23 protein-coding genes are annotated in these 22,778 nt (G+C 48.2%); 17 read left to right on the forward strand and 6 right to left on the reverse strand.

Annotation, left to right across the window (positions count from 1 at the left end; genetic code table 11):
• The 8 genes from VJ579_05225 to rpsR form a co-directional block, all read left to right on the forward strand.
• Positions 1-2,043: choice-of-anchor X domain-containing protein (locus VJ579_05225; GenBank protein ID HXK38438.1), on the forward strand; the 2,043-nt coding region annotated here is incomplete at its 5' end.
• Between the two features lie 86 nt (positions 2,044-2,129).
• Positions 2,130-2,345 carry a hypothetical protein gene (locus VJ579_05230; GenBank protein HXK38439.1) on the forward strand — a complete coding sequence of 72 codons (216 nt, stop codon included), beginning with the start codon at positions 2,130-2,132 and terminating at the stop codon, positions 2,343-2,345.
• 68 nt (positions 2,346-2,413) lie between these two features.
• The gene (locus tag VJ579_05235; GenBank protein HXK38440.1) at positions 2,414-3,502 is read left to right on the forward strand and encodes an AI-2E family transporter; all 1,089 of its coding nucleotides are present in this window, start codon (positions 2,414-2,416) and stop codon (positions 3,500-3,502) included.
• 85 nt (positions 3,503-3,587) lie between these two features.
• On the forward strand, positions 3,588-4,871 hold the full coding sequence (locus VJ579_05240) for a pitrilysin family protein (protein HXK38441.1): 1,284 nt from the start codon (positions 3,588-3,590) through the stop codon (positions 4,869-4,871).
• 89 nt (positions 4,872-4,960) lie between these two features.
• Positions 4,961-6,175, forward strand: coding sequence for a S41 family peptidase (locus VJ579_05245; GenBank protein ID HXK38442.1), 1,215 nt, complete (start codon positions 4,961-4,963; stop codon positions 6,173-6,175).
• 114 nt (positions 6,176-6,289) lie between these two features.
• Positions 6,290-6,769 carry a 30S ribosomal protein S6 gene (locus tag VJ579_05250; protein ID HXK38443.1) on the forward strand — a complete coding sequence of 160 codons (480 nt, stop codon included), beginning with the start codon at positions 6,290-6,292 and terminating at the stop codon, positions 6,767-6,769.
• A 158-nt stretch (positions 6,770-6,927) separates the two neighbouring features.
• Positions 6,928-7,407 (forward strand): single-stranded DNA-binding protein, encoded by a 480-nt coding sequence (locus VJ579_05255; protein ID HXK38444.1) that lies wholly within the window; start codon positions 6,928-6,930, stop codon positions 7,405-7,407.
• A gap of 18 nt (positions 7,408-7,425) precedes the next feature.
• Entirely contained in the window at positions 7,426-7,638 is a 213-nt protein-coding gene (gene rpsR / locus VJ579_05260; GenBank protein HXK38445.1) for a 30S ribosomal protein S18, read from the forward strand.
• 320 nt (positions 7,639-7,958) lie between these two features.
• Here the strand turns inward: rpsR and VJ579_05265 are convergent, their stop codons facing one another.
• On the reverse strand, positions 7,959-8,348 hold the full coding sequence (locus tag VJ579_05265; protein HXK38446.1) for a hypothetical protein: 390 nt from the start codon (positions 8,346-8,348) through the stop codon (positions 7,959-7,961).
• Between the two features lie 329 nt (positions 8,349-8,677).
• Positions 8,678-9,253, reverse strand: a complete 576-nt coding sequence (locus tag VJ579_05270) for a hypothetical protein (protein ID HXK38447.1) — start codon at positions 9,251-9,253, stop codon at positions 8,678-8,680.
• Between the two features lie 101 nt (positions 9,254-9,354).
• Here VJ579_05270 and VJ579_05275 point away from each other — a divergent pair, with 101 nt between their 5' ends.
• Positions 9,355-9,969: an RNA polymerase sigma factor gene (locus VJ579_05275; GenBank protein HXK38448.1), complete on the forward strand. Its 615-nt coding sequence runs from the start codon at positions 9,355-9,357 to the stop codon at positions 9,967-9,969.
• Between the two features lie 10 nt (positions 9,970-9,979).
• Complete coding sequence (locus VJ579_05280; GenBank protein HXK38449.1) at positions 9,980-10,309, forward strand: hypothetical protein; 330 nt, start codon at positions 9,980-9,982, stop codon at positions 10,307-10,309.
• 63 nt (positions 10,310-10,372) lie between these two features.
• On the opposite strand, the gene VJ579_05285 is transcribed toward VJ579_05280, so the two are convergent.
• A complete protein-coding gene (locus VJ579_05285; GenBank protein ID HXK38450.1) occupies positions 10,373-11,515 on the reverse strand; it encodes a glycosyltransferase in 1,143 nt (380 codons plus the stop codon).
• Positions 11,516-11,618: 103 nt separating this feature from the next.
• Between VJ579_05285 and VJ579_05290 the strand changes: the two genes are divergently transcribed.
• The 4 genes from VJ579_05290 to VJ579_05305 all read left to right on the forward strand — a co-directional run bounded on the left by VJ579_05290 (position 11,619) and on the right by VJ579_05305 (position 15,495).
• Positions 11,619-12,953 (forward strand): sugar transferase, encoded by a 1,335-nt coding sequence (locus VJ579_05290; GenBank protein HXK38451.1) that lies wholly within the window; start codon positions 11,619-11,621, stop codon positions 12,951-12,953.
• A 9-nt stretch (positions 12,954-12,962) separates the two neighbouring features.
• Positions 12,963-14,018: an NAD(P)-dependent oxidoreductase gene (locus tag VJ579_05295; GenBank protein HXK38452.1), complete on the forward strand. Its 1,056-nt coding sequence runs from the start codon at positions 12,963-12,965 to the stop codon at positions 14,016-14,018.
• 98 nt (positions 14,019-14,116) lie between these two features.
• The gene (locus VJ579_05300) at positions 14,117-14,746 is read left to right on the forward strand and encodes a hypothetical protein (GenBank protein HXK38453.1); all 630 of its coding nucleotides are present in this window, start codon (positions 14,117-14,119) and stop codon (positions 14,744-14,746) included.
• Between the two features lie 110 nt (positions 14,747-14,856).
• A complete protein-coding gene (locus VJ579_05305; protein ID HXK38454.1) occupies positions 14,857-15,495 on the forward strand; it encodes a hypothetical protein in 639 nt (212 codons plus the stop codon).
• A 299-nt stretch (positions 15,496-15,794) separates the two neighbouring features.
• Here the strand turns inward: VJ579_05305 and recA are convergent, their stop codons facing one another.
• Both recA and VJ579_05315 read right to left on the reverse strand, forming a co-directional pair.
• Entirely contained in the window at positions 15,795-16,901 is a 1,107-nt protein-coding gene (gene recA / locus VJ579_05310) for a recombinase RecA (GenBank protein ID HXK38455.1), read from the reverse strand.
• Positions 16,902-16,921: 20 nt separating this feature from the next.
• The gene (locus VJ579_05315; GenBank protein HXK38456.1) at positions 16,922-17,353 is read right to left on the reverse strand and encodes a hypothetical protein; all 432 of its coding nucleotides are present in this window, start codon (positions 17,351-17,353) and stop codon (positions 16,922-16,924) included.
• 220 nt (positions 17,354-17,573) lie between these two features.
• On the opposite strand from VJ579_05315, the gene VJ579_05320 reads away from it, so the two are divergent.
• Entirely contained in the window at positions 17,574-19,901 is a 2,328-nt protein-coding gene (locus VJ579_05320; protein HXK38457.1) for a DNA translocase FtsK 4TM domain-containing protein, read from the forward strand.
• Between the two features lie 166 nt (positions 19,902-20,067).
• On the opposite strand, the gene VJ579_05325 is transcribed toward VJ579_05320, so the two are convergent.
• Positions 20,068-20,334, reverse strand: a complete 267-nt coding sequence (locus VJ579_05325) for a four helix bundle protein (protein ID HXK38458.1) — start codon at positions 20,332-20,334, stop codon at positions 20,068-20,070.
• 282 nt (positions 20,335-20,616) lie between these two features.
• On the opposite strand from VJ579_05325, the gene VJ579_05330 reads away from it, so the two are divergent.
• Positions 20,617-21,480: a hypothetical protein gene (locus VJ579_05330; protein ID HXK38459.1), complete on the forward strand. Its 864-nt coding sequence runs from the start codon at positions 20,617-20,619 to the stop codon at positions 21,478-21,480.
• An 842-nt stretch (positions 21,481-22,322) separates the two neighbouring features.
• On the forward strand, positions 22,323-22,778 hold a 456-nt coding region (locus tag VJ579_05335; protein HXK38460.1), incomplete at its 3' end, for a peptidoglycan-binding protein.

Consider the following 22,778-nt stretch of genomic DNA (forward strand, 5'->3'; position numbering starts at 1 on the left):
CCTCCGAATCCGCCCACGCTTACGCACACGATCACCATCAACCTTCAAGTTGCTGGTGTGCACACGCCCCAGACCACGGTCACTGTGAATGATGGCAGCAATGTCACCATTCCGTTCACCATGGACGCGGGCTGGACCAACTTCACCATCAATGGTGTTGCTGCGAGTCTCAACTACGCGCTCACTAACGTGAAGACGGACCTGACGCTCAATGCTTCGGCAACGGCGCCTGTCGTCACGCACACGATCACGATCAACACCGGCACTGGAGTGCACACGCCCTCCAATTCGGTGACCGTGAATCATGGCAGCAATGTTTCCATTCCGTTCACGCTCGACGCGAACTACACGAACCTCGTGGTCACGGGTGGCAATGGGACCCTCACCGGTCTCACCTATGCCCTCACGAACGTAACGGCTGACCTGACGCTCAATGCTTCGGCAACGGCGCCTGCGAACACTCATACGGTGACCATCAATGCGGGGCCTGGTATCCGCGTTCCGAATACGACAATCACTGTGAACGATGGTTCCACTGTGCAATTTATTTTCACTCTGGACATTGGCTATCGTGATCCCGTTGCGTCCGGGTTGGGGAGCAGTTGCTATTTCCTCTCTATCCGTAACTACAACTGTACTTCTGATCCAATCCATCAAGATGGGCAGATTACGTTGACTGCTACGGTGGATGATCGCTATGCGCTGCAGTACATTCGCTCTAGTGATAATGTGCTGTTCACAAACGAGTTTAACACGAAGCCGATCACCATTGAGGTTCGGGCCGCTGGCGCGAACTTTACGCTCTACGCAGAGTATAACGCTGCCACCTTCGGTACTCTTCCGTATGCCATTGTCAAAGAACAGCTCTACGATGATGGGACGCATGGAGATGTGACCGCGGGTGACGGTGTGTACACAAAAACGTTCACATTGACTCCTCCGGCAGTTACTCGTTTCCATGATCACACCGCAGAGTGGATGCGTCTCGACGTATTTGCTTATGACAGTGGAGGAAACAAGGTCAATTCGATTATCGATATGGCCACGAATATCAATATTGGCGTCATCGACCCCAGTCAAACTGTGGGCAATGCGCTGGTTGCGACAAACGTGTACGCGTCGACGAATTCGGTGAATGTTGTCGTTCCTGGGCTCAGTGATGGGCCGGTAAGCTCAAGTACTATCACGAAGACGCTCTATCAGGTTTATCCTGATGACTTCGACATGGCAGTGCTTGTGTATGTGGGGAATACCCGTGCATTTAACGGCTTCACTGGAAATTGGCCGCACACCGATTTGGTAAAAATTACCGAGACGGGTCTTGGTATCGCACCGCAAGACCTCACTGCTGAATATGGTAGCGCAGGAAAGCTCCAGTCTGTGCTCAGCCTCGATAATGATATCGTGGGTATGTCGTTCATTCATGAGTTCGGACACCGTTGGAGTTTTTTCCTCAACGATGTTCGTCTCAAGCTCACCGATATCAGTGGTGTGCATGTTGCTACTCCCACCACCTTGGTAGGACAGCATACAAGCGGTTATTTCCTTGCTGAGCAGCCGGGAGGTGACTTCCTTGTAACGAGTGCTCCTGACGCTGGTTTCAATCTCGGAAACAAGTTTTCCGACTGGGAGCTTTATTTCATGGGCTTCCGGTCACCCGCAGATGTCGCAGCCGAGCGCTTCGTGCTCAATTCGTCAGTTCCGCAGTCGCCTGGCACGATTGTTCCGCGCGCAAGCACGGATTTGATTCCCGTTATTGGACCGAGCGGTTCGCAGTCACTCGAAGGTATCTATGGTGTTCGCACTCCAGTTGCCTCAGTGAGTCAGCATAACTTCAAGGTGCTCTTTGTGGCGGTCTCTGATCGCCCACTGACTCTTGCGGAAACTTCCATGATTAATCGCGATGCGGTGTATTATGGAAGTCAGATTGAAGGTCGTGATATTCTTTACGACTGGATGCCTGATTTCCGTACGATGCCTACCTTTTGGTCGGCAACGAAGTATCTGGGCCTCCTTGACACGAGCGTTCCCGCTCCGAAATAGTGCAATTTGTATCGTTAGCGCCGGCTTCATGCCGGCGCTTTTTTATACTCAGTTATGCTATACTAGTAGTACGTAACGCCACTCATATGGAGCAATTCTTCAAAACAATCATTATTGGCCCTGTCTCCGCCTTTTTGGCTCAAGTAGCCGATGCGCCAGGAAACTTTGGTATTTGGGTTCTTGTCGTCCTCACCTTGGTGCTCTTCGGTGGACTCACCGTCTATTTTATCGAGCATAAAAAGAAGACAACACGTTATCATGCTCCAAGCGATGATGGGCAAAGGCATGACGATATAATTTAGATTGAAGGAAAAGGGGAATAATGCCGCCCCTTTTTGTTTTGTACGATTATGTATGTTACTATACGGTTATGCAAGAAGAGAATACTCTCTCTGTCTCCTCTGGTACAATCATTCGCGCAATATTGATCGGTGCGAGTTTTTGGGCACTGTGGTTTCTGCGTGACGTCTTCCTTGTTGTGCTTGCTGCAATCGTGCTCGCTTCCGCGGTGGAGCCGGCAATCATAGGACTCGTGCGTCGAGGAATGCCACGCATTCTCGCGCTCGTTACCGTTTACTTTGCTTCGCTCGCGAGCTTGGCGCTGATGCTCTATTTCTTTGTGCCCGCATTTCTTGAAGATGTGAATATTCTTCTGCATGCACTTCCGAAAAATGTGAGCATCGATGCGTTTCTCTTTGGCGCAGACGCGGTAGGGCACACCGCCTTTACAATCGGCGAAGGTGCATCGCTTCTTGATGTGATTGCAAAAAATATTGCCTCAGGTGGGGTTGTTGAGATGTTTACAAAATTCTCCGGAGGTCTTGTTTCCTTTGTGCTTATTCTTGTTCTCTCTTTCTATCTAGCAGCACAAGAGCATGGAATTGAAAGTTTCTTGCGCCTCGTATCTCCTGCGCGAAAGGCAGGATATGTGGTTGGACTTTGGTACCGCTCGCAGACAAAGATTGGCCTTTGGTTCCAAGGACAGATTTATCTCGGACTTATTGTCGGTGCAATCGCATTTGTTGGGTTGCTTGCGCTTGGAGTGAAGTCGGCATTCTTCTTGGCTGTGACTATTATGTTCCTTGAGATTATTCCAGTATTTGGACCCATCCTTGCTGCAATTCCTGCGCTTGCAATCGCATACAGTAGCGGAATATATTTTGTCCCCACAGGTGGTATTGTCGCGGCTTTCAGTGTTGCAATGTTCTATGCGATCTTGCAGCAGGTAGAAAGCCATCTTATTTATCCGCATGTCGTACGAAAGGTTATTGGGATCCCACCAGTTTTGGTTATTCTCTCACTCGCAATTGGCGCGAAGGTCGCAGGGCTCCTCGGACTTTTGCTTGCAGTTCCGGTCATGGCAGTTGCAATGGAATACTTTACTGACCTTGCACGAGAAAAGCGCGTCGAAGAACATATCCAAAGTCGCTTGTCAGAAGAAGCTCAAGAAGTTTCCTAGGCACACTGTACATCATGTACAGTGTGTTTTTGTTCCGCATTAAGGCCGTATATTTCGGAGTACACTTTGATGCTATAATGGTTCAATGAGTTCAAAATTAAAGCCAAAACTGAAAAAATTAGCAAATGGATTGACCGTAGTATTTCTGAAGGAAGTGTCGCAGCGCACCGCGACCGCATTGGTGCTTGTGTCTACGGGAAGTAAGTATGAACAAAAAGAGGAAAATGGTATTGCGCATTTTCTTGAGCACATGTGTTTTAAGGGTACGGAGCGTCGCCCGAATGCAATGATGATCAGTAGTGAACTTGATGGGCTCGGTGCAGAATACAATGCATTTACCGGACACGAGTATACGGGTTATTATGCGAAGGTTGCTTCCGCGCATCTTCCTCGAGCACTCGATATTATCGGAGACATTTATTGTAACCCGCTCCTTACCGAGGAAGACATTGAACGCGAGAAGGGCGTGATTAGTGATGAAATAAATATGTATGAAGATGTGCCGATGCGCAAAATCGGAGACATTTTTATGAAGACACTTTATGGTGATCAACCTGCTGGTTGGAGTATTGCTGGTACAAAGGAGCAGATCGCGAAGTATACTCGCAAGGATATCCTTAAATTCCGCAAGAAGCATTATGTTCCGACAGCAACGACGGTCGTAGTGTCTGGGAATTTTGATGAGGCGCTCGTATTCAAGCAGATCAAGGCACTCTTTGGTGATCTCACTGAAGGGAAAAAGGTAGGAAAAAAGAAAGTGAATGATAAGCAGTCCGCACCTGCGCTCAGTGTGTTCTATAAAGAGTCAGACCAGACGCATATTGTGCTTGGCGTGCGTTCATATCCATTGACGCATCCCTCATTCTACGCGCTCACCGTGCTTTCAGCTATACTTGGTGGAGGTATGTCCTCTAGACTTTTTCATAAGGTACGTATTGAGCTTGGACTTGGATACTATGTTCGTGCATCGAATGATGCCTTTACTGATCATGGCGTGCTTGCAGCTTCAGTCGGAGTCGACAACATGCGTGCACCCGAAGTCGTTCCTGCAATTCTCGAAGAATTTGAGAAGCTTGCGATCGAGCCAGTCGGCAAGGAAGAGATGCAAAAGGCGAAGGATATGCTTGCGGGACGTATGCTGCTCGGTCTTGAGTCCTCCGACGAGCTCGCCGAGTATTATGGTTTCCAGTGGGTACTGCGCAATGAATTTGTTGCTCCGGAGGAGGCTATCCGCCGAATCAATAAAGTAACTGCACAAGAAGTCCAGGAGCTTGCCAAGAAGGTTTTCCTTGAAAACCGGCTTAACATGGCTGTTATTGGGCCATGGAAGAATGACAAGGATTTCCGCTCGCTGCTCAAGTTTAGCTAAAATACCCGAAAGGGTATTTTTCTTATCTTGCGTAATTCTCGTATCGCGGTAACGTAGAAGGAGATGTTCTCATGAGGTGCATCATGTATATGTTTCCTCCGCTCTATTTGAGGCGAAGATATATTCTCGCACTCATCGCTGCGCTCTTGGTCTTCGGTGTACTCGTGCAGAAATATATTGTTCCGCGGATACATAAGTCGCAAACGGGTTATGAACTACCTGCTGATCTTGTTGGGCGAGTCTCCATCGAAAAAGTGAAGTCTCTTGAGCTCATTGTTGGCGAGCCTGTGGTGTCGTCAGAGGATTACAATAAAAAACGTGAGTTCGTACATGCACTGTCCGAGATCGCGCCAACGCTGTGGAAGGTGCGCAAGACATATTATAGAGATATTCCTCAACAAGAGTTTGAGGAAAAGATTCTCGGCTTTGTTGCGCAGCTCGACCCGCACTCATCCTATGAGTCACAGAGCGAAGTGCTTGAGGCGCTCAAGAAGCTGAAGGAAACCGGCGGTGGCCCTGTCCCTGACCTTCTCGAAAATCCAAAGCCCGTACTGAAGATCATTCCAAGCGTCGAAGCAGGGCACTACGGAGTGCTACGCATTGTTGATTTCAATGATCTTGACGGCAAAGGGTTTGCCACTCAGCTGAGCGATGCATGTGACGCAATATGGGCAAGTGCGGCAGATGGAAGAGTTGATGGTGTCGTCATCGACCTCCGTGGTAATCGCGGAGGATATCGCAATAATGCAATTGTGCTCGTTTCGGCATTCATGCCAAAAGTGGGGGAGCATATTCTCACCGAGAAAAGCTACAACACTGCAGGCAAGCAAAAGGTTGAACGTGTACTTTCCGTTCCCGATCCTCTCGGCATGAATTTTGGTCGCCTGCGCGGACTTCCCGTACTTATTCTCGTTGATGCGCGCTCCGCGTCTTGTAGTGAGATTGTCGCAGGAGTGCTGCAGCAGTTTCGCATTGGTGTGGTTGCGAGCCAAGATGTACATACATTTGGAAAAGGTGTCGTACAGACGGAGTCACTGGTCTCGGGTGGAAAGCTCGGACGCCTGCTCCTTACTACGCACGAATATTTCATTGGCCATGATTACCGCGTACATGGATATGGCATCTATCCCGATATTCACCTTACGGGTGGGGAAGAGGGCAATTTGGTTTTCGAAGAAGACCTTGAGAACCCAATTAGGCCAACCGGTGCAGCGCCACGTTTTGTTCCGATGAAAGAGCGAAATCCAGCGCTCGACAAGTCGGCACGAGAAATCCTCAAGGCCCTCAAAATGGGCTATAAATAAGCAGTACAGTGGGCCTCACGGCCCACTTTTTGTTTCGTAATATATGGCTCAACAGCAATATTTCATCTATCTAAAAAAATTGACTTTATGCCACCACTTTGCTATAGTGCCCCCATGGAAAAAGATATGACCATAGACGCTATCGGCGCAGACGAGCGAATCTACGAAGTAGGTTTTCTCATCATTCCGACAGTTAACGAGGATGGGCTTGTAGCACGCGTTGCCGCAATCCGTGAGGCGATCAATTCGATTAATGGTACCGTCATTGCTGAGGGTGCTGCGAAGAAGATCGACCTTGCCTATCCAATGACGAAGGTCGCGCAGAATAAGCGCGCAACTTACTCATCGGCTTACTCAGGCTGGTTCAAGTTCGAGGCAGAGCCAAAGGGAGCAAAGGAGATCGCAACTGTCCTCAAGGCAGATGAAGATGTCCTTCGTTTCTTGCTCATCAAGACTGTCCGCGAGGACACAATGGCACCACGCAAGCTCTTCGAGAAGAAGAAGGAGGGTAAGGATGCTGACGAGGCAGAAGTTGCCCCAGTTGCTACTGAGGCAGAGATCGATGCATCAATCGATAAGCTCATCGCCGAATAAATAAGTGTAGCACTTTGGGCGTACTTGCCCTCACGCTTCGGCATGCGACTCGTTCACCGTAGAACACCTACGGCTCACAAGAGTTCGGATGCCTCCAGCGAGGGCAATTACATCCCAAATTGCTTACCCTTAATATTATTATTCCAAATACAAACGGTATGTACATCAACAAGGCATTCATCTACGGAAACTTGACTCGTGATCCTGAGTTGAAGACAACTCCAACGGGAACACAGGTCGCACAGTTTTCTGTCGCAACGAATCGTGTCTATAAGGACAAGAATGGTGCAAAGCAGGAAGAGGTGCAGTTTCATAACTGCGTCGCGTGGGCACAGCAGGCAGACACACTTTGCCGTTACATGAAGAAGGGTAGTGCGATTTTCGTTGAAGGTCGTATCCAGACTCGCTCATGGGACGCAAAGGATGGTACAAAGCAGTATCGCACGGAGATCGTCGTGGAGAACTTCCAGTTCGGTCCTAAGGTAGGCGGAATGGGTACGAGTGATTTCGGAGGCGCAGCCAAGAGTGCAGCAGCTCCCGCACATGCCCCATCTGCTTCATCTGCAGCACCGATGCCAGAGCTCGAGACGATCGAGTATCCGTCCGACGACATCAATCCAGACGATATTCCGTTTTAATTTGGAAAAACAAACTCTATGAAAAAAGTTACAAAAAAGAAGGAGATTTCAATCGAAGGCCTCAAGCATTTCGATTACAAGGATGTCGAGTTGCTCTCAACATTCATTACGCCAGCTGGCCAGATCATGGGCAAGAAGCGTACGAATCTCGCAAGCAAGCAGCAGCGTGCGATGACCCTCGCAATCAAGAGGAGCCGCTATATGGGCTTCATGCCATATATCGCAGCATAAATAAATTCCCCCTTTGGGGGATTTTATTTTGCGCGATATATGGCAGAAGCCCAGCCGCGAATGTTCAGCCGTGGTCTTTTTCGCGGGGAAGGGTTCAGGTTTCGCCCTCCATGTACCACTGTACACTATCGGGCTCCAACCAACTCTTCGCCGCGAAAAATCCTCACGGTTTCATAGTGGTACGTGAGTGAGATACGCAAGAAAAAACCGCAGTCGTGTGACTGCGGTTATTGTGGCTCTTGCTGAGCGGGCCCGGGCGCTAGGAGTTACGTTCCAGGGCGATATGGGCGTGAGGCTTTGAACCAAGAGCGACAGCGTGATTAGTATCCTGATTGGCGGATTTTCATGTACTTGCGGTAAGTGATCACAAAAGTGCGGAGTGGCCCGATGCTGTGAGCAACGCGCCCGAACTCTACTTCGTGGCGTGCGTTCCAGTCTTCGAGGTACACAGGCTTTTTGCACTTCGGGCAGATGATGTTCGAATAATTGAGTTGCATGAGCGGGGTAAGTGTATTGAACTCAGTTCGCTCTCGGGTGACGTGGTAATCAAACATCCACTCGGGTAGCGGGGACGACTTCTTGCAGTAGGGGCATGGGAGGTCTATGCGCGACATCTTGCGTCCTATTGCTAATTCTGTTGCTCGGGTTTCTTTTTCAAGCCGCACGAGCTTACGCTCAAGATGCCGTACTGCTTGCATTGGGGTTGGCATAGACACCTCCTGCTGGTTCTACTTTTATCCTACTCGCGTATAGTTGTTTGTCTAGTGATAATAAAAAGACCTTGCGGTCTTTTTATCTTAAAACTGCAGATTTGGAATGCATTTGCCCCTGCTGGAGGCAAGCGAACTCTAGTGAGCCGTATGAGTGATACGGCGAGCGAGTCGCTTGCCGAAGTAGGGGCAAGTGCGTCCAAATATGAAGTTGTCTACCAGAAAGAATAAAACCACTCTTGCGTTAAGAGTGGTTTTATTTGAGTTGATGGGTGCGCCGGTGGGCGCTCATCTACTGGCAAGAACACCTGGTCCCCGAAGGGGTGTTCTTATGCCTTTTCGACGCGGTTGGTATAATCGCCCGATTCAGTGTTGATTTCAATTGTATCGCCTTCGTTGATGAACATTGGGACATTCACCTTTGCGCCAGTCTCAACGACAACGGTCTTGAGGGCATTGCCTGAAGTGTCACCACGCACAGCGGGAGCACACTCAGTCACCTTAAGCACCACCTTAATAGGAGGGCGGATGCCAATAACCTTATCTTCGAAGGTGATTCCCTCGAGAATAGTGTTGGTCTTGGTCCACTTGATGACATCTCCTGCAATAGCCTCTGAGAGGGTAAAGCGATTTTTAGGATCCTCAGGATCGCAGAACCAGTACTCACCCTTTGCGGCGTAGAGGAACTTTACTTCTACGGTTCCGACTTCTGCTTCCTCGATTTTGTCATTCTGATGGAAGGTGATTTCGAGTACGCGGCCATTGATAAGGCTGCGAAGCTTGGTTTGGTTAACCGGCTTACGCTGTTGCTTGCGGAAGATCCATGCAGAAAGGACCTCAAAAGGCTCACCTTCATAGTTAATGAACTTGCGCTGTGTTACTTCGTTGTATGCAAGAATTGCCATAATATGGCCATATTAGCCCATATTCTGACTTTATGCAACTTTTCTCAGGCGGGTTGAGTAATATGAGTAAGAGCCATATTAGTGAGCGTTATTGCATTTTTATGAAACTTCACCATACTGTAAGCATGTTACTCGACGATGCGGTAATGACGAATACCGAAGTTTCTTATGATGATGAAGAGCTGCTCGCACGTGCACGCAAAGAGCCCGAGCTTTTTGCGCTCCTCGTGCGTCGTTACGAGGAACCATTTCTTCGTCGGGCACGACTTGTTGTGTTTAATGAGCACGACGCAGAGGATGTTGTGCAGGAAACATTCCTTAAGATATATGTGCATGCAGATAAGTTTCGTTATGTTGAAGGAGCCGCATTCCGTTCATGGGCGTATCGCATTCTTATGAATACCGCCTTTACAAGATACCAACGTTTGAAGCGTAAGAATGCAGAGCAGCAAGATCTTGACCCCGAGATATATGAAATGCTTACCGATGGACACGATGAAGGTAAGAGTCGGGAGATAGGTGACTTGACCAAAAATCTACTGAGCAAGATTCCTGAGGTATTTGCGCGCCCATTGCGACTTTTCTTCCTCGAGGAGTATTCTCAGAAGGAGATAGCAGAAATGGAGGGCCTTTCTGTTGCTGCAGTGAAAACTCGAATCTATCGCGGAAAGCACGCACTCGAAGAGGTTGCACGTGCGCAAGGCGATATACGCTAGACTCAAATTTATGCCAACGCAATTAGAACAACGAATTATGACGAAGGTACGTATGCTCGCATTCATGCGACATTTCTTCTTTCCGCATGCGCGCAAGACCTATGCGCTTCTATTGAGCATACTTATTTCAACGCACTATATTTCTTATGGCGCGATTCTGCATAATATTGCCCCATATGGATTGCTTGAGAAGGCACAATATCTTTTTGGTGCGGTGTTGACTACCAAGATGATCACTCTCTTTATATTATTTGTTATCGCATATTTCGCAGTTTCTCTCGCGATTGATTTACTGAAAGGCCTTCGCCCAAAAGATAGTCATTCGATGCAACACGCATAAACAAAAAGTCGCCCCAGTCATTTGGGGCGACTTTTTCTAGTGTGCGAGTGTTACAAAGAGTAACTATTGCTTCTGCGGAAAATAGATACCAATAGTTGCATTGACCATTTTTTGCAATGAAAAGTCATTGCGTACTCGATCGTGCAGATTCTTTGCGAAGATCTCCATACTCTGTGGCTGCTCGAGGAAGTAGTCTACTGCGTATTTGATCTCTTTTGCGCTTCGGGGGTGGACAAGAATTCCTGAATGTAGACTTTCAATCACTTCAGGTATGCCCCCAACTGAAGTTGCAACTACGGGAACTTGTGCGAGTCCCGCCTCAAGAAGTACATAGCCGAGCGCCTCGGAGAGGGAAGGGAGTAGAAAAATATCAAATGCAGGGATGAGATTTGCAGCATCAGGCACATGACCTTTTAGTGTTACTCGATGGGTAAGGTCATCGTCCTCTATTTTCTTCTCAAGTTTTGATCGCTCCGTTCCTTCTCCAATGATAACGAGAGAGATGTGTGACGGGAGGAGTTTCAATGCTTCGAGTGCATAGGTGATCCCTTTAACAGGGTGGAGTTCGGCAATTGTGCCAATCACGAAGTCTTGTTCAGGGATTGCGAGTTTTGTACGAGCAAGTAATCGCTCAAGAGGAGTTGTTGGCAGGATACCGAGATGAACGACCGCAACCTTCCTCTTTATGAAGGGAAGCCAATTTATCTGTTTCCTTACCGCATCAGAAACCGCAATCGTTATATCAGAGAGAACGACGGTCAGCCAGTGGAGGAACATAATAAAGACCTTACTCAGGTCATTGCGGTCTTCATTGAATGCCCATGCATGAGCGGTGAATACAATTCGTGCATGAGTGAAAGAAAGACGAGCCGCAATTGCGCCGAGTATGCCAATCTTTGAGCTATTAAGATGAAGTACGCTTGGTCGTTCTTCGCGCATGATGCGGAGAAGCGCAAAGAAGGTACGAAGATCACCAACAAAATTGACATCACGAGCAAGTTCAGGGATAGCGATAGTGCGGACGCCGCTGCTACGTAGTTTTTCTCCAAGGACGCCACTTCCGCCATAGCCTACACAGATTTCATGTGTTGGATTGAGGGTGGTTGCAAGGTCATAAACATAGCGCTGTGCTCCGCCCCAATTCGATTTGGTAATGAGTATAAGGATTTTTGGCTTCTTAATCACTGAGTCGCTACTGTTTGCCATAGGTGTTCATATTATACGTCCCGCAGGGTGATATGCAATCGCATACCCCGGCGAGAAATAACGTCTTGTCGCAACGAGACATGAATGATAGACTCGAATCAATATGTTTATTCATGGTCAAAAATCACCATTGATATTACTTCTGGGAGATGTCCTTGTGTTTGTTTTTGCACTCTGGTTGACGCTCTCCTTGCGTTATCTCGGTATTCCTTCGCAGGCTCTTTTCCTTGAGCACGCTATTCCTTTCGCAATCCTTTTCGCACCATGGGTGATCGTGTATGTCATTGTAGGGCTTTACGATAGGCAGGCATCGATGACTAAGGGAATCCTCTTTCGTACGCTGTTTCGTGCGCAAGTGGTGAACATTTTGATTGCAGTCACTTTCTTTTACTTTAATGGTGCTGCGGGTATTACTCCGAAGACCATTTTGCTTCTGTATCTTATTATCTCGTCCGCACTCATCTTCTTGTGGCGCATGAAGTTTGTCCCCTTCGTGCTGGGAGCAAATAGAGAGCGGGCTCTCCTCATCGGTAGAGGAAAGGAAATATTTGAACTCGAGCATGCGGTAAATGGTGGGGCAAACTATCGATTCCGTTTTGCGGAGGTGATCGATCTTGATGCGCAAGAACTTGTGGCTGAAAATATTTTCCGAATCGTCCGTGAGCGAGAGATATCAATCGTTGTTCTGAATGTGAATGATGAGATCATTCGTAAATCACTCCCCGAGCTCTATCACCTGCTTTTTGTACATGTGTATTTTGTGAACATTCAGGCAGTTTACGAGAGTGTGTTTAGTAAGATGGCGCTCGATCTGCTGGATTATGAGTGGTTCCTTGAGAATATCTCCGCATATCAAAAGCGTTCCTATGATGGTATTAAGCGCCTGATGGATATTCTGATTGCAGCTCCACTTATGCTTGTCTCCTGTATCATCTTTCCGTTTGTGTATATTGCAATCAAACTTGATGACGGAGGACCAATGTTTATTTTCCAAGAACGCATTGGAAAGGATAATAAGATCATTCGTATTCCGAAGATGCGCAGTATGAAAACTTCGGATAGGGGAGTCTGGGTAAAAGAGCAGGATGACCGTATCACGCGCGTCGGACGTTTTTTGAGAAAATCGCGCATTGATGAACTCCCTCAGCTTTTTTCAGTGCTTACCGGAAGCTTATCTCTTGTCGGTCCTCGTCCTGATATCTGTGATCTCGGAGCAAAGCTTGCCGAAGAGATTCCTTATTATGCGCTCCGTAGTATAATTAAGCCGGGTCTCTCGGGATGGGCGCAGGTGCGTCAAGAGAATGCCCCTCAGTCACTGGAAGAAACACGAGAACGACTCGCTTACGACTTTTATTACTTGAAGCATCGTTCATTTTCACTTGATATAAAGATAGCACTGCAGACGATCGCGACACTCGCGTCGCGTGCTGGCAGATAATAATTACCTATGCATAAGATACTTATAACTGGAGCGTCAGGATACGTCGGAGCAATGCTCGTGCGCGAGTTCATGGCTCGTGATGATGTTGAGGCTATACTTGCAATCGACAAAGAAGAAAAGTCTGAGCTCTATGAGACAGGTCCACGCTTGACCTTCATTAAGACGAATTTGTCCGATGGAGCTGCCTGGATGGAGGAGGCTCGGAAGTTTGCTCCCGATATTGTCATTCATACGGCTTGGCAGATTCGCGAAATGTATGGCAAGCAGGATACGCAGTGGAAGTGGAATATTGGCGGCTCCGATAATGTGTTTGATTTTGCATTTGAAGGAAAATCAGTTAAGAAGCTGATTCACTTCTCAACGGTTTCTTCATATGGTGCATTCAGTACAAATACTATCGAACAGCGCTTCCTTGAGAGTGATCCATTCCGTAAGTCTGACTATCTCTATGCTGAAGAGAAGCGCATCTGCGAAAAACATCTTGAAGAAAAATATGCCGAAGCAGTAAAGCGTGGAAATGCTCCTGTGGTGGAGATCGTGCGTCCTGCTGCAATTACGGGGCCTCGGGGCCGTTATATGCGTGTGCGTTTCGGTTTGCAGGCTGCACTCGCCGGTCAGCTCAAAGAGAATATCGTCCACCGCATTGTGTCGGCTATGGTTTCATTTGTTCCTGTGACAAAGAAATGGTTGCGCCAGTTTATTCACGAGGATGATGTTGTAGGTATCATCACGCTCCTTGCGTTTACGGATGCAAAGACGCCATATGAGGTATTCAATATCTGTCCTCCTGGTGCGCCAGTGCTCGGGAAGGATATGGCCGCAGCGGTAGGGAAGAAGACTCTTCCTGTGCATCCTTGGCTTATCCGTATTGTATTCTTCTTTGCATGGAATCTTTCACGCGGAAGAATCCCTACGTCAAAGGGAGGCTGGAAGTCATACTCGTATCCAATTGCGGTTGATGGTTCAAAAATTACACGCATGTATGGCTATCAGTACAAATATCCTTCAAAGGACGCGTTTGTGCAAAAGGTTGGGAAGTACATGGAATTCGTCAAAGCGTAATAAGTCAAAAAGGCTCTCGTGGCCTTTTTGTTTTCATTGACAGATGTTCAGTCCGTGATTAGTATCATTATAGTTGTACGTCAACATAGGGAGAACATATGCGCTTCTTGTGGGTTTACCCAATGCTCGCATTTCTCATCATCGCGCTTTCACACTATTTCCTTTGGTTGCGCATGCCCCATCAATTCTGGGCAAATGAACATGACCTCAAGGTCAGCCGGCGCGTGGTGCACGAAGTGCGATGGATTCCGTATTGCTTCGGTGCCCTAATCGTGTTCATGAGCTTCAAGCTTGCACTCCCTCCGACACCACTGTGGTTTGACTTGAGCGTTCCACTCACTTTAGCTTTTTCCGTGAAGATGATCGGTATCAACTTCGCAAAGCGGAAACTGCGAAAGGAATGGCTTGAGCGCGCTTTCCTTAGTTGGACCAAGGATGGAAAGTGCACGCTTACGGTGTACTTCATGGGGACCGAACGCCATCTTTACTGTGAGCAAGGGCAACTCGTCTTCTCTCTTGCGATTTCGAAGCACGAGCTCGTTCCTCAGGTATTGGACGAATTCGAGCGGATCTATCGAAGAGTCATCGTTCGTAACGATCACGTCTTTGTACTCTTGGGGAAGCAACCTGCGTCCATCGCAGAGCTTATGAAGTCCTGCTCGGCACTTCCCGAGATGAAGAGTATCAATTTCAGTCATGAGCGCGAATCCGTTCTCGTTGAGCGTTAATCATAAAGCCACACCACGGTGTGGCTTTTCTAAGCCGTGATTCCGTTGACAAGCGGTGCCATGCTCGCTAGTATCATGAAAGACGTTTCCCAAACCAGCTAGGAGGCAACATGTACCTGCGTGGCTTTTATTTCTTCCTCATCTTTCTCGTCATTGCGTTGCCTACTTGGGCGCTCTGGGTACGGCAACAGTTCTTATTTTTTAGAGATAATGAAGGCCTATTGAATGACAATGTCGAATCAGCGACGATTCGCGTCGTTCCGTTCCTGTGTGCTTTCGTACTTCTCTTTGCGGTCTTTGGTTTCGCATATCCACTCTTGGGCATCTGGTGGAACATGGTGTTGTCCGCAGTGGTGTCCTGTTGCCTCATGTGCATCTTGTGGCAGCTACTCCTTTTTGTGAAGCGCAAGCAACGCATGCATGAAATCTTTGATGGGTGGCTTGCCGGAGATGATGAGTTGGGAGAAATTTGGTTGACCTGTAATGGGATAGCGCGAAAGCTCCTTCTGAAAGATGGCTACCTCGTCTTTTCCTTGGGTCATGATCCGCTCGAGAAACTGAAAGGTGTGCTCTTGCGCGACCTCGAGCAGTTCTATCGCAAGATTAGTCTCATCGAAGAAGAACACTTCGCGCGTGTAGGACATACTCCATCTACGCTCGAGGAAATGGTGCGCGCATGTAAGGGTTTCCCTCGCACCGAATTTCTTTCGCTCAGAAGCGGCCCTGACAATATCCGTATCAAGTTTTAAAAAACCAACCACACTCCGGTGTGGTTTTTCTATTATTATTACTGCATTGGCATAGCGGACAAGTAAGTAGTCATTGCGTCGAGGAATTTTTCGCATGATTGCCTGTTTGCAACGAAGCGCGCAAATGAGATGTATGGGTATACATTGAATGCGCACTGGAGTGAAAACAAGTAAGCATGCGGAAAATGACCGGCGCCGTAATATCACTGAGAAAGTGGAATATTTGTGCACGCCGCATAAGAATGCGGCGTAGAAAAACAGCCGTGCGGTAGCCGGCTGTTTTACGTTGCACAAATATTCTACTCTTCGTCGGGAGTGCCCTCATCGAGATCTTCCTTCGTCGGTGTCACTGAGAATGATTCATCGACGCGCATCTTCTCGAGAATTGCTGCTTCGATGTCTTTGCCCATTTCTTTATTTTCACGGAGGAAGAGTCGAGCGGAGTCATATCCGCGGCCGATCTTCACATCGCCCCAACTGTATGATGAGCCAGATTTCTTGATGATGCCATACTTCTCACCGAACATGAGCATTTCAGACTCGCGACTGATGCCTTCGTTATAGACGAGGTCGAACTCTGCCTGCTTGAATGGTGCTGCGACCTTGTTCTTCACCACCTTTGCGCGCGTGCGGCTACCGATGACATCTTCACCCTTCTTGATTTGTGCGATCTTTCGGATGTCGATACGTACGGAGGTGTAGAACTTGAGTGCCTTACCTCCTGGTGTTGTTTCAGGATTACCGAACATCACGCCAATCTGCATACGGATCTGGTTGATGAAGATAACAATGGTCTTTGTCTTGCTGCAAATAGCAGTGAGCTTGCGGAGTGCCTGGCTCATGAGGCGAGCCTGCTTACCCACGTGCTGCGCACCCATGTCGCCCTCGATCTCATCCTTTGGGGTGAGTGCGGCGACGGAGTCAATGACGATAACGTCGATGTTGCCGGTGCGGACAAGTGACTCGGTAATTTCGAGTGCCTGCTCTCCGGTGTCAGGCTGACTCACAAGGAGGTGGTTGATATCTACTCCGAGCTTGCGTGCATATTCAGGATCGAGTGCATGTTCTGCGTCGATGAATGCAGCGATGCCACCTGCCTTTTGCGCTTCTGCGATGACATGGAGTGCGAGCGTTGTCTTACCTGAAGACTCTGGTCCAAAGATTTCGATGATGCGTCCGCGGGGGAGTCCACCGATGCCAAGTGCATGGTCGAGGCCGAGTGAACCGGTCGACACTGCCTCAATCGCAACACGTGGCTGGTCGCCAAGCTTCATGATTGCCTCGTCGCCGAATTTTGTCTTGATTGCATTGAGTGTTGCCTCGATAGATGCGAATGCATCCTTCTCCGCTTTCTCTTTTGTTCCGGTGGTCTTTGAAGCTTTCTTCACTGGTTTCTTGAATGCCATAGAATATATATTACGTTTTTTTAAATTTCTTCTGTAGTAGTTGCTGGTGAACTCGTCGCTACTTCGAGTGAAGTGGTAGCTGTGGCGGTGATTACACGTTGCTCGTGTGGCGCCTCATAGACGAGGTGCCGTTCGAGTGTATGTCGTTTTCCGCGCGCATCTGTTGCGACAATAGTCATTATATTATACCCAGGCGAGAGTACCAAATGCTCAGTAAAATATCCACTTGTGTCAATAAACACTTTTCCGCCATTAACCGTGAGTTCTTTTGTGCGGACGGATTGACCAGAGAAAAGAATGAGTGGCGAAGTAGTGCTCGTCCCCTCCAGTGGTGAGGAAAGGGTGATGGTCGGTCCGAGAAAGAGGCCACGAGCCTCGATCAATGCATAGACAAGAAAGGCGAGTGCGAGTGCGACGGCGGTACCTCGTATAAGCGCGTTACGGAGATTCATAAGGCTATGATAGCACGGAGCCAAAAGTGGACAGTTAATGCAATGGGCTGAACGCACTTCGTCAATCCACTGTTTTTGAAAAATGGTAAAGGACAATAAAGGACAGTGTTGATATCCGCCTTGGTGAGTATTGTAGTAATGAATATCCCCTTTATTTCTCCCATATTTGCACAAGGGAGTGTAAAAATATGTTACAATAGAGCCACGAAATCACACTTTTATGGCAAAGGCAAAGCAGGCAACGCGCAAGCGAGCAAAAGGGGTACAAGAATATGAGGAGACAGCCGAGTCCGTTGGTTTTTGGTCTGGACTGCGCGAAGAGACACGACACTCAATTATAGGTATTGGGCTCGCGCTCTTTGCAGTTATACTTTTTGTGGCTGGTTTTGGACAAGGAGGGTTCCTTGGTGCAAAGCTCTATGAGTATATTCACTATGCCTTTGGTGTTGGGTATTGGGTGCTCCCCGTGCTCTTTCTTTTGCTCGGCGTGAACTTCTTGCGCACTGGTGGACATGGATTGCCTACGCCCGCGCTTATCGCAGGACCTTTCTTTGTTGTTTCTGCGCTTGGCCTTCTTGCTATTGTTGATGCACATTCCGGCGTACTAGGGGTGGGTGGAGCCTTTGGTTATTACGTATATCTCGGTATCCGTTTCCTTTTTGGGGGCATTGCGGCAGGCGTATTCCTTTCAGCTATTTTCCTTGTTGCAATCTTGGTGCTCTTTGATACGCCGCTCCAGCTCGGGTTTGTGTTCAATTTCTTTGGTCGTTTTAAGCGTAAGCCAAAGACAGAGGAGTGGTATGAGACTGAGGATGATGGTGAGCCAGAGCTTGTTGAGGGCGGGGAGGGTATGACCGTCCGTCTTGGCAAGAAGAACATTGCCGAACAGGCTCCTGATGAAGAGGAGGAGGTTGAGGTGGAGGATGAGCCTGTTGTAGAGGAGGCTGTGACCGAGAAGCCGCTGGTAGTGAATATGCATGAGTCAGGAAAGACTCCAAACAAGAACGATGGTGTACCATTCACCTTTGATTCTGCGCTTCACGGCAAGTACGTTCCACCACCGATTTCACTCCTTGCGGGTGATAAGGGTAAGGCGGGCTTTGGAGATATCAAGGCAAATGCTAATACCATCAAGAGTACGCTCGCAAACTTTGGTATTCAAGTAGAAATGGATGAAGTCTCTGTTGGTCCGTCCGTAACACGTTATGCGCTCAAGCCAGCGCAGGGTGTGCGTCTCTCACGCATCACTTCGCTTGCAAACGATCTCGAGCTTGCACTCGCTGTTTCACCGATTCGTATTGAGGCTCCGATTCCAGGTAAGTCTCTTGTCGGTATTGAAATTCCAAACAAGCAGAAGGCCACCGTTGGTCTTGGAGCGCTCCTTGGGGATGCAACCTTCATGAATGACCCTAATCCACTCTTTGTGGCGCTGGGCCGTGGTATTAGTGGAGCAGGGCAGTATATGAACGTGGCAAAGATGCCCCATATGCTCGTTGCGGGAACAACAGGATCAGGAAAGTCAGTGACGATGCATACCATCATCACTTCGCTCTTGTACCGCAATTCTCCTGAACAATTGCGCTTTATCATGGTTGATCCAAAGCGCGTTGAGCTCACACTCTATAACGGAATTCCTCATTTGCTGACACCGGTTATTACTGCAGCAAAGAAAGCACTGCTTTCCTTGAAGTGGGCAACGAAAGAAATGGATCGCCGTCTCGAAGTGCTCGAACGTGAGAAGTGCCGCGATATTGGTTCGTATCACAAGAATGTGCTCCAGCCACAGCTTGATCGCTATGAGAAGCGCAAGCTTGATGGCAAGGCGCTTCCCGGGGAAGAGAAGGAGCTGCCAGAGCTCATGCCGTATATTGTCATCGTTATTGACGAGCTCGCTGACCTCATGATGGCCTTTCCAAAGGAGCTCGAAGCATCGATTGTGCGTATTGCACAGCTCGCGCGTGCGACGGGAATTCACTTGGTCATCGCAACCCAGCGTCCATCGGTGAATGTCATTACGGGTCTTATTAAGGCGAACATCCCCGGACGTATTGCCATGCAGGTGGCCTCACAGATTGACTCACGTACGATCATTGATGAGGCAGGTGCGGAAGTCTTGCTTGGTCAGGGAGATATGCTCTATATCTCTTCATCGAGTCCAAAGCCGACCCGTCTCCAGTCTGCATTCATCTCGGAAGATGAAGTGAAGAAGGTAGTGAAGTTCCTCAAGGAAAACTATGATGGCACGATGGGTGAGGAGCTCGCTATCGGTACGCAGAATCCCGATGGGGCGAACTCACTTGTGGATGGCATTCCTGAGGACATGCTCTCAGGAAGCATCGATAGCGGTGATGATGATGAGAAGTTTGAGGAAGCAAAGAAGGTGGTCGTCGAGAGCGGCAAAGCCTCAACCTCATTCCTCCAGCGTCGCATGGGTCTGGGATATTCACGTGCTGCACGTATTATTGATATGATGGAGCAGCGAGGCATTATCGGGCCTGCTGATGGGGCAAAACCCCGCGCAATACTCATAACCGTGGATGACTTGTAAAATGCAAGGGAATAAGGGTATAAGGGGATGAGGGGATAAGGGATTGAAAAATGCCGCACACATGTGCGGCATTTTGCTATTTCAGGCTTGAAATAAGAAGAGAGAGAAGTCTTCGGGTTTCAGTAATCTCCAGGAGGAGTTCGTGAGATTTTGGGTGCTTGAAGAGTTAATCACAGAGTAGAATCTGTGTTTCGAGTTCTGCTGCAGATCCTCGAGCCATATAGAGAAAATGAACATAATCCTTTCTCGTAAATCTTGAGTGCCCTTCGGCAATATTTGATGGGATAGATACTGCAGCGCGTTGGATTTGTGATACAAGGCCAAAACGTTCGTTCGCAGGAAGTTCTTTGCAGAAATTATAGGCGTGCGCAGCCAATTTCATAGACTGTTTCCAAACATAGAGATCCTTATAGTCATGTATAGGGGAAGACATAATGACAACATTATACTATATAAAAAGTTACTAGAATTGGATTTTCTCTTCCGTATTACCTCATCCCCTTATCACCTTATAACCTTGCATCTTCCGTCCTTGACTCTCTGTCTCTGACGAGTAGTATGAAGGACACAAAAGTAGCGACTATTAGTCTGGATAGGGTAGGGTATTGACATTTTGCCAATCTCTAGTATAATGTATGTCACTACTAAAGGACAGCAGTTTATGGGAAACCTCGCTGTGGTCCATTATCAAGTCATTAAATTACTTAAAGGACATATGTCAGACACTTACAGTTCACGTAAAGCACTCAAGCTCGCAACAGCACTCTATATGGTCACGGACATAATGTCCGAAAAGGAACCATTGAAGTGGCATCTGCGCGATTGCGCAGTAGCACTCCTTGGGACCGATGCTGCCAGTATGTTGCGCGGTATTGAGCAGACGCTTGATATCCTTTCAATTGCACGTATTGCACGTGCAGTCAGCCCGATGAATGCAGATGTCCTTGAGGAGGAACTCAAGGCACTCGAGGTGCTCATCTCCGCACGGGGAAGTGCAGCACCGACACCAGCTCCAATGTTCACCCACGACTTCTTTGAAGTCCTTGAGCTTGCCGCTGGAAGCAACCCTCAAGCCGCACCATCAGCACAAGAGACACTCGCTTCCTATGAGACATCAGTTGTGGAAGATCCACTTCCAAAGACTCAAGCAGTAGCTACTCCGGTCGAGCGAAAGCTCCCCGAGCCCACACCTGCAGTAGTCGCAGCTCCGAAGTTTACTCCGGTATATGCTGCAACACCTGTCGCACCGAAAGAGACTCCAAAGCCAAAGCCCGTAAATGCTGCAGCACCTCAAGGTATTCGCTCGACCTTCGCACCGCACATCACGCTCGTTGATGCAGATGTTGTTGATCGCCAGGCGCGCACCGAAGAGACACGTAGCTCACGCCGCGAGGTCATCCTCAGTGTTATTGGCGCAAAGGAGAATTGTTCTATAAAGGACATTGCAACGAAGCTTTCAAGTGTATCCGAGAAGACCATTCAGCGCGAACTCAGTGCTATGGTCGAGGAGGGAATCCTTGTGAAGGAAGGTGACCGTCGTTGGTCGACCTACCGCGTTGCACGTACAAGCGCTCTCTAGGCTTGTCCTATAAGACACATGGTCCAGAGAATGAGTCATAATAGAAATACCGCCTAATAGGGCGGTATTTCTATTATGACTTTTACGAGCGAAAATTGTGTCCTATAGGACAAATTATCTTCAATTATAAAAGACTTGCAAATGCAATAAGGGACATATTTAGGACACCTTCACCGGAGCGGCATTTTCTCTAATATCCAATTGCAGAGCCATTTAATTGTCACAAAATTCTGTTTCATTTGTTGACTTAGTGTCGCAATTGTAATAAGATTGCGTTACGCTCATTCATCTCCAGGCCCTCGGGCCGGAGTGAGCGTGCCCCTAATTCAAAGCACACATACACACACCAAGTGAGTATTATGCGTGCCACTGAGTCTCGGGCTGGAGGCAACAGCTTTCGTGAGCAGTTTTTCGTCTTTGTATGTTTGTGCGAAAAGTTTCTGCAATGGGGGGAGTGGTGTTCGCACCGCTTGTTCCATCGAAGAAAGCGAAGCAAGTCGTCTGTTAGTAATGAATAGAGAGGGGCGAGCAGCCACTCAAACTTCTTACAAGACATTGCTGGTAGATGATTGGTGCGTACGCAAAATTTAGGAACGCTTGCGGATCCTAGCGGAGTGTACGGGCCTGCTGTGTATTGTCACTTCTTGCGGAGGGGATAGTATGCACAAACTTCAAACCGTGATTTATTAAACTTTTACTATTAAGGTAATCGTTTGAGCGTATCAGTGTCAAAGCTGATACAAAATTTATTTCGTCGAGCGAGGGCACGACATACGAATGTTTCATTCGTATAGCGTCCGAGCGAAAACGGAACAAGTTTCATTATTTCATTTCAATTCACTATGACGAATAAGAAAATCGTCGGTCTTGCTCTCGCAGCAGTGTTGCTCCCAGCAGTAGCTTCAGCAGCTACGATCGAGGAGCTCCAGGCGCAAATCAATGCGCTTATGGCACAGCTCTCAGCAGCAAAGCCGGCAACAACAGCATCTTGCTCAGTTGTCCTTTCAAAGACACTCAAGATGGGTATGTCAGACGCAGAAGTTATGGACCTCCAGAAGGCCCTCAACTCAGACGTTGCAACTCAGGTTGCAGCATCAGGCGTTGGTTCAAAGGGTAACGAGACTTCATACTTTGGTGCAGCAACCAAGGCCGCTGTCGTTAAGTTCCAGAACAAGTACGCATCAGAGGTTCTTGCTCCAGCAGGTCTCTCAACAGGTACAGGTCTCGTAGGTGCAGCAACACGCGCAAAGATCAATGCTCTTTGCTCAGCTACAGTTACGACTCCAACCACAACAACA

The sequence above is a fragment of the Candidatus Paceibacterota bacterium genome, assembly GCA_035583355.1.
Taxonomy (GTDB): Bacteria; Patescibacteriota; Minisyncoccia; order Phycocordibacterales; family UBA6899; genus JAJZQJ01.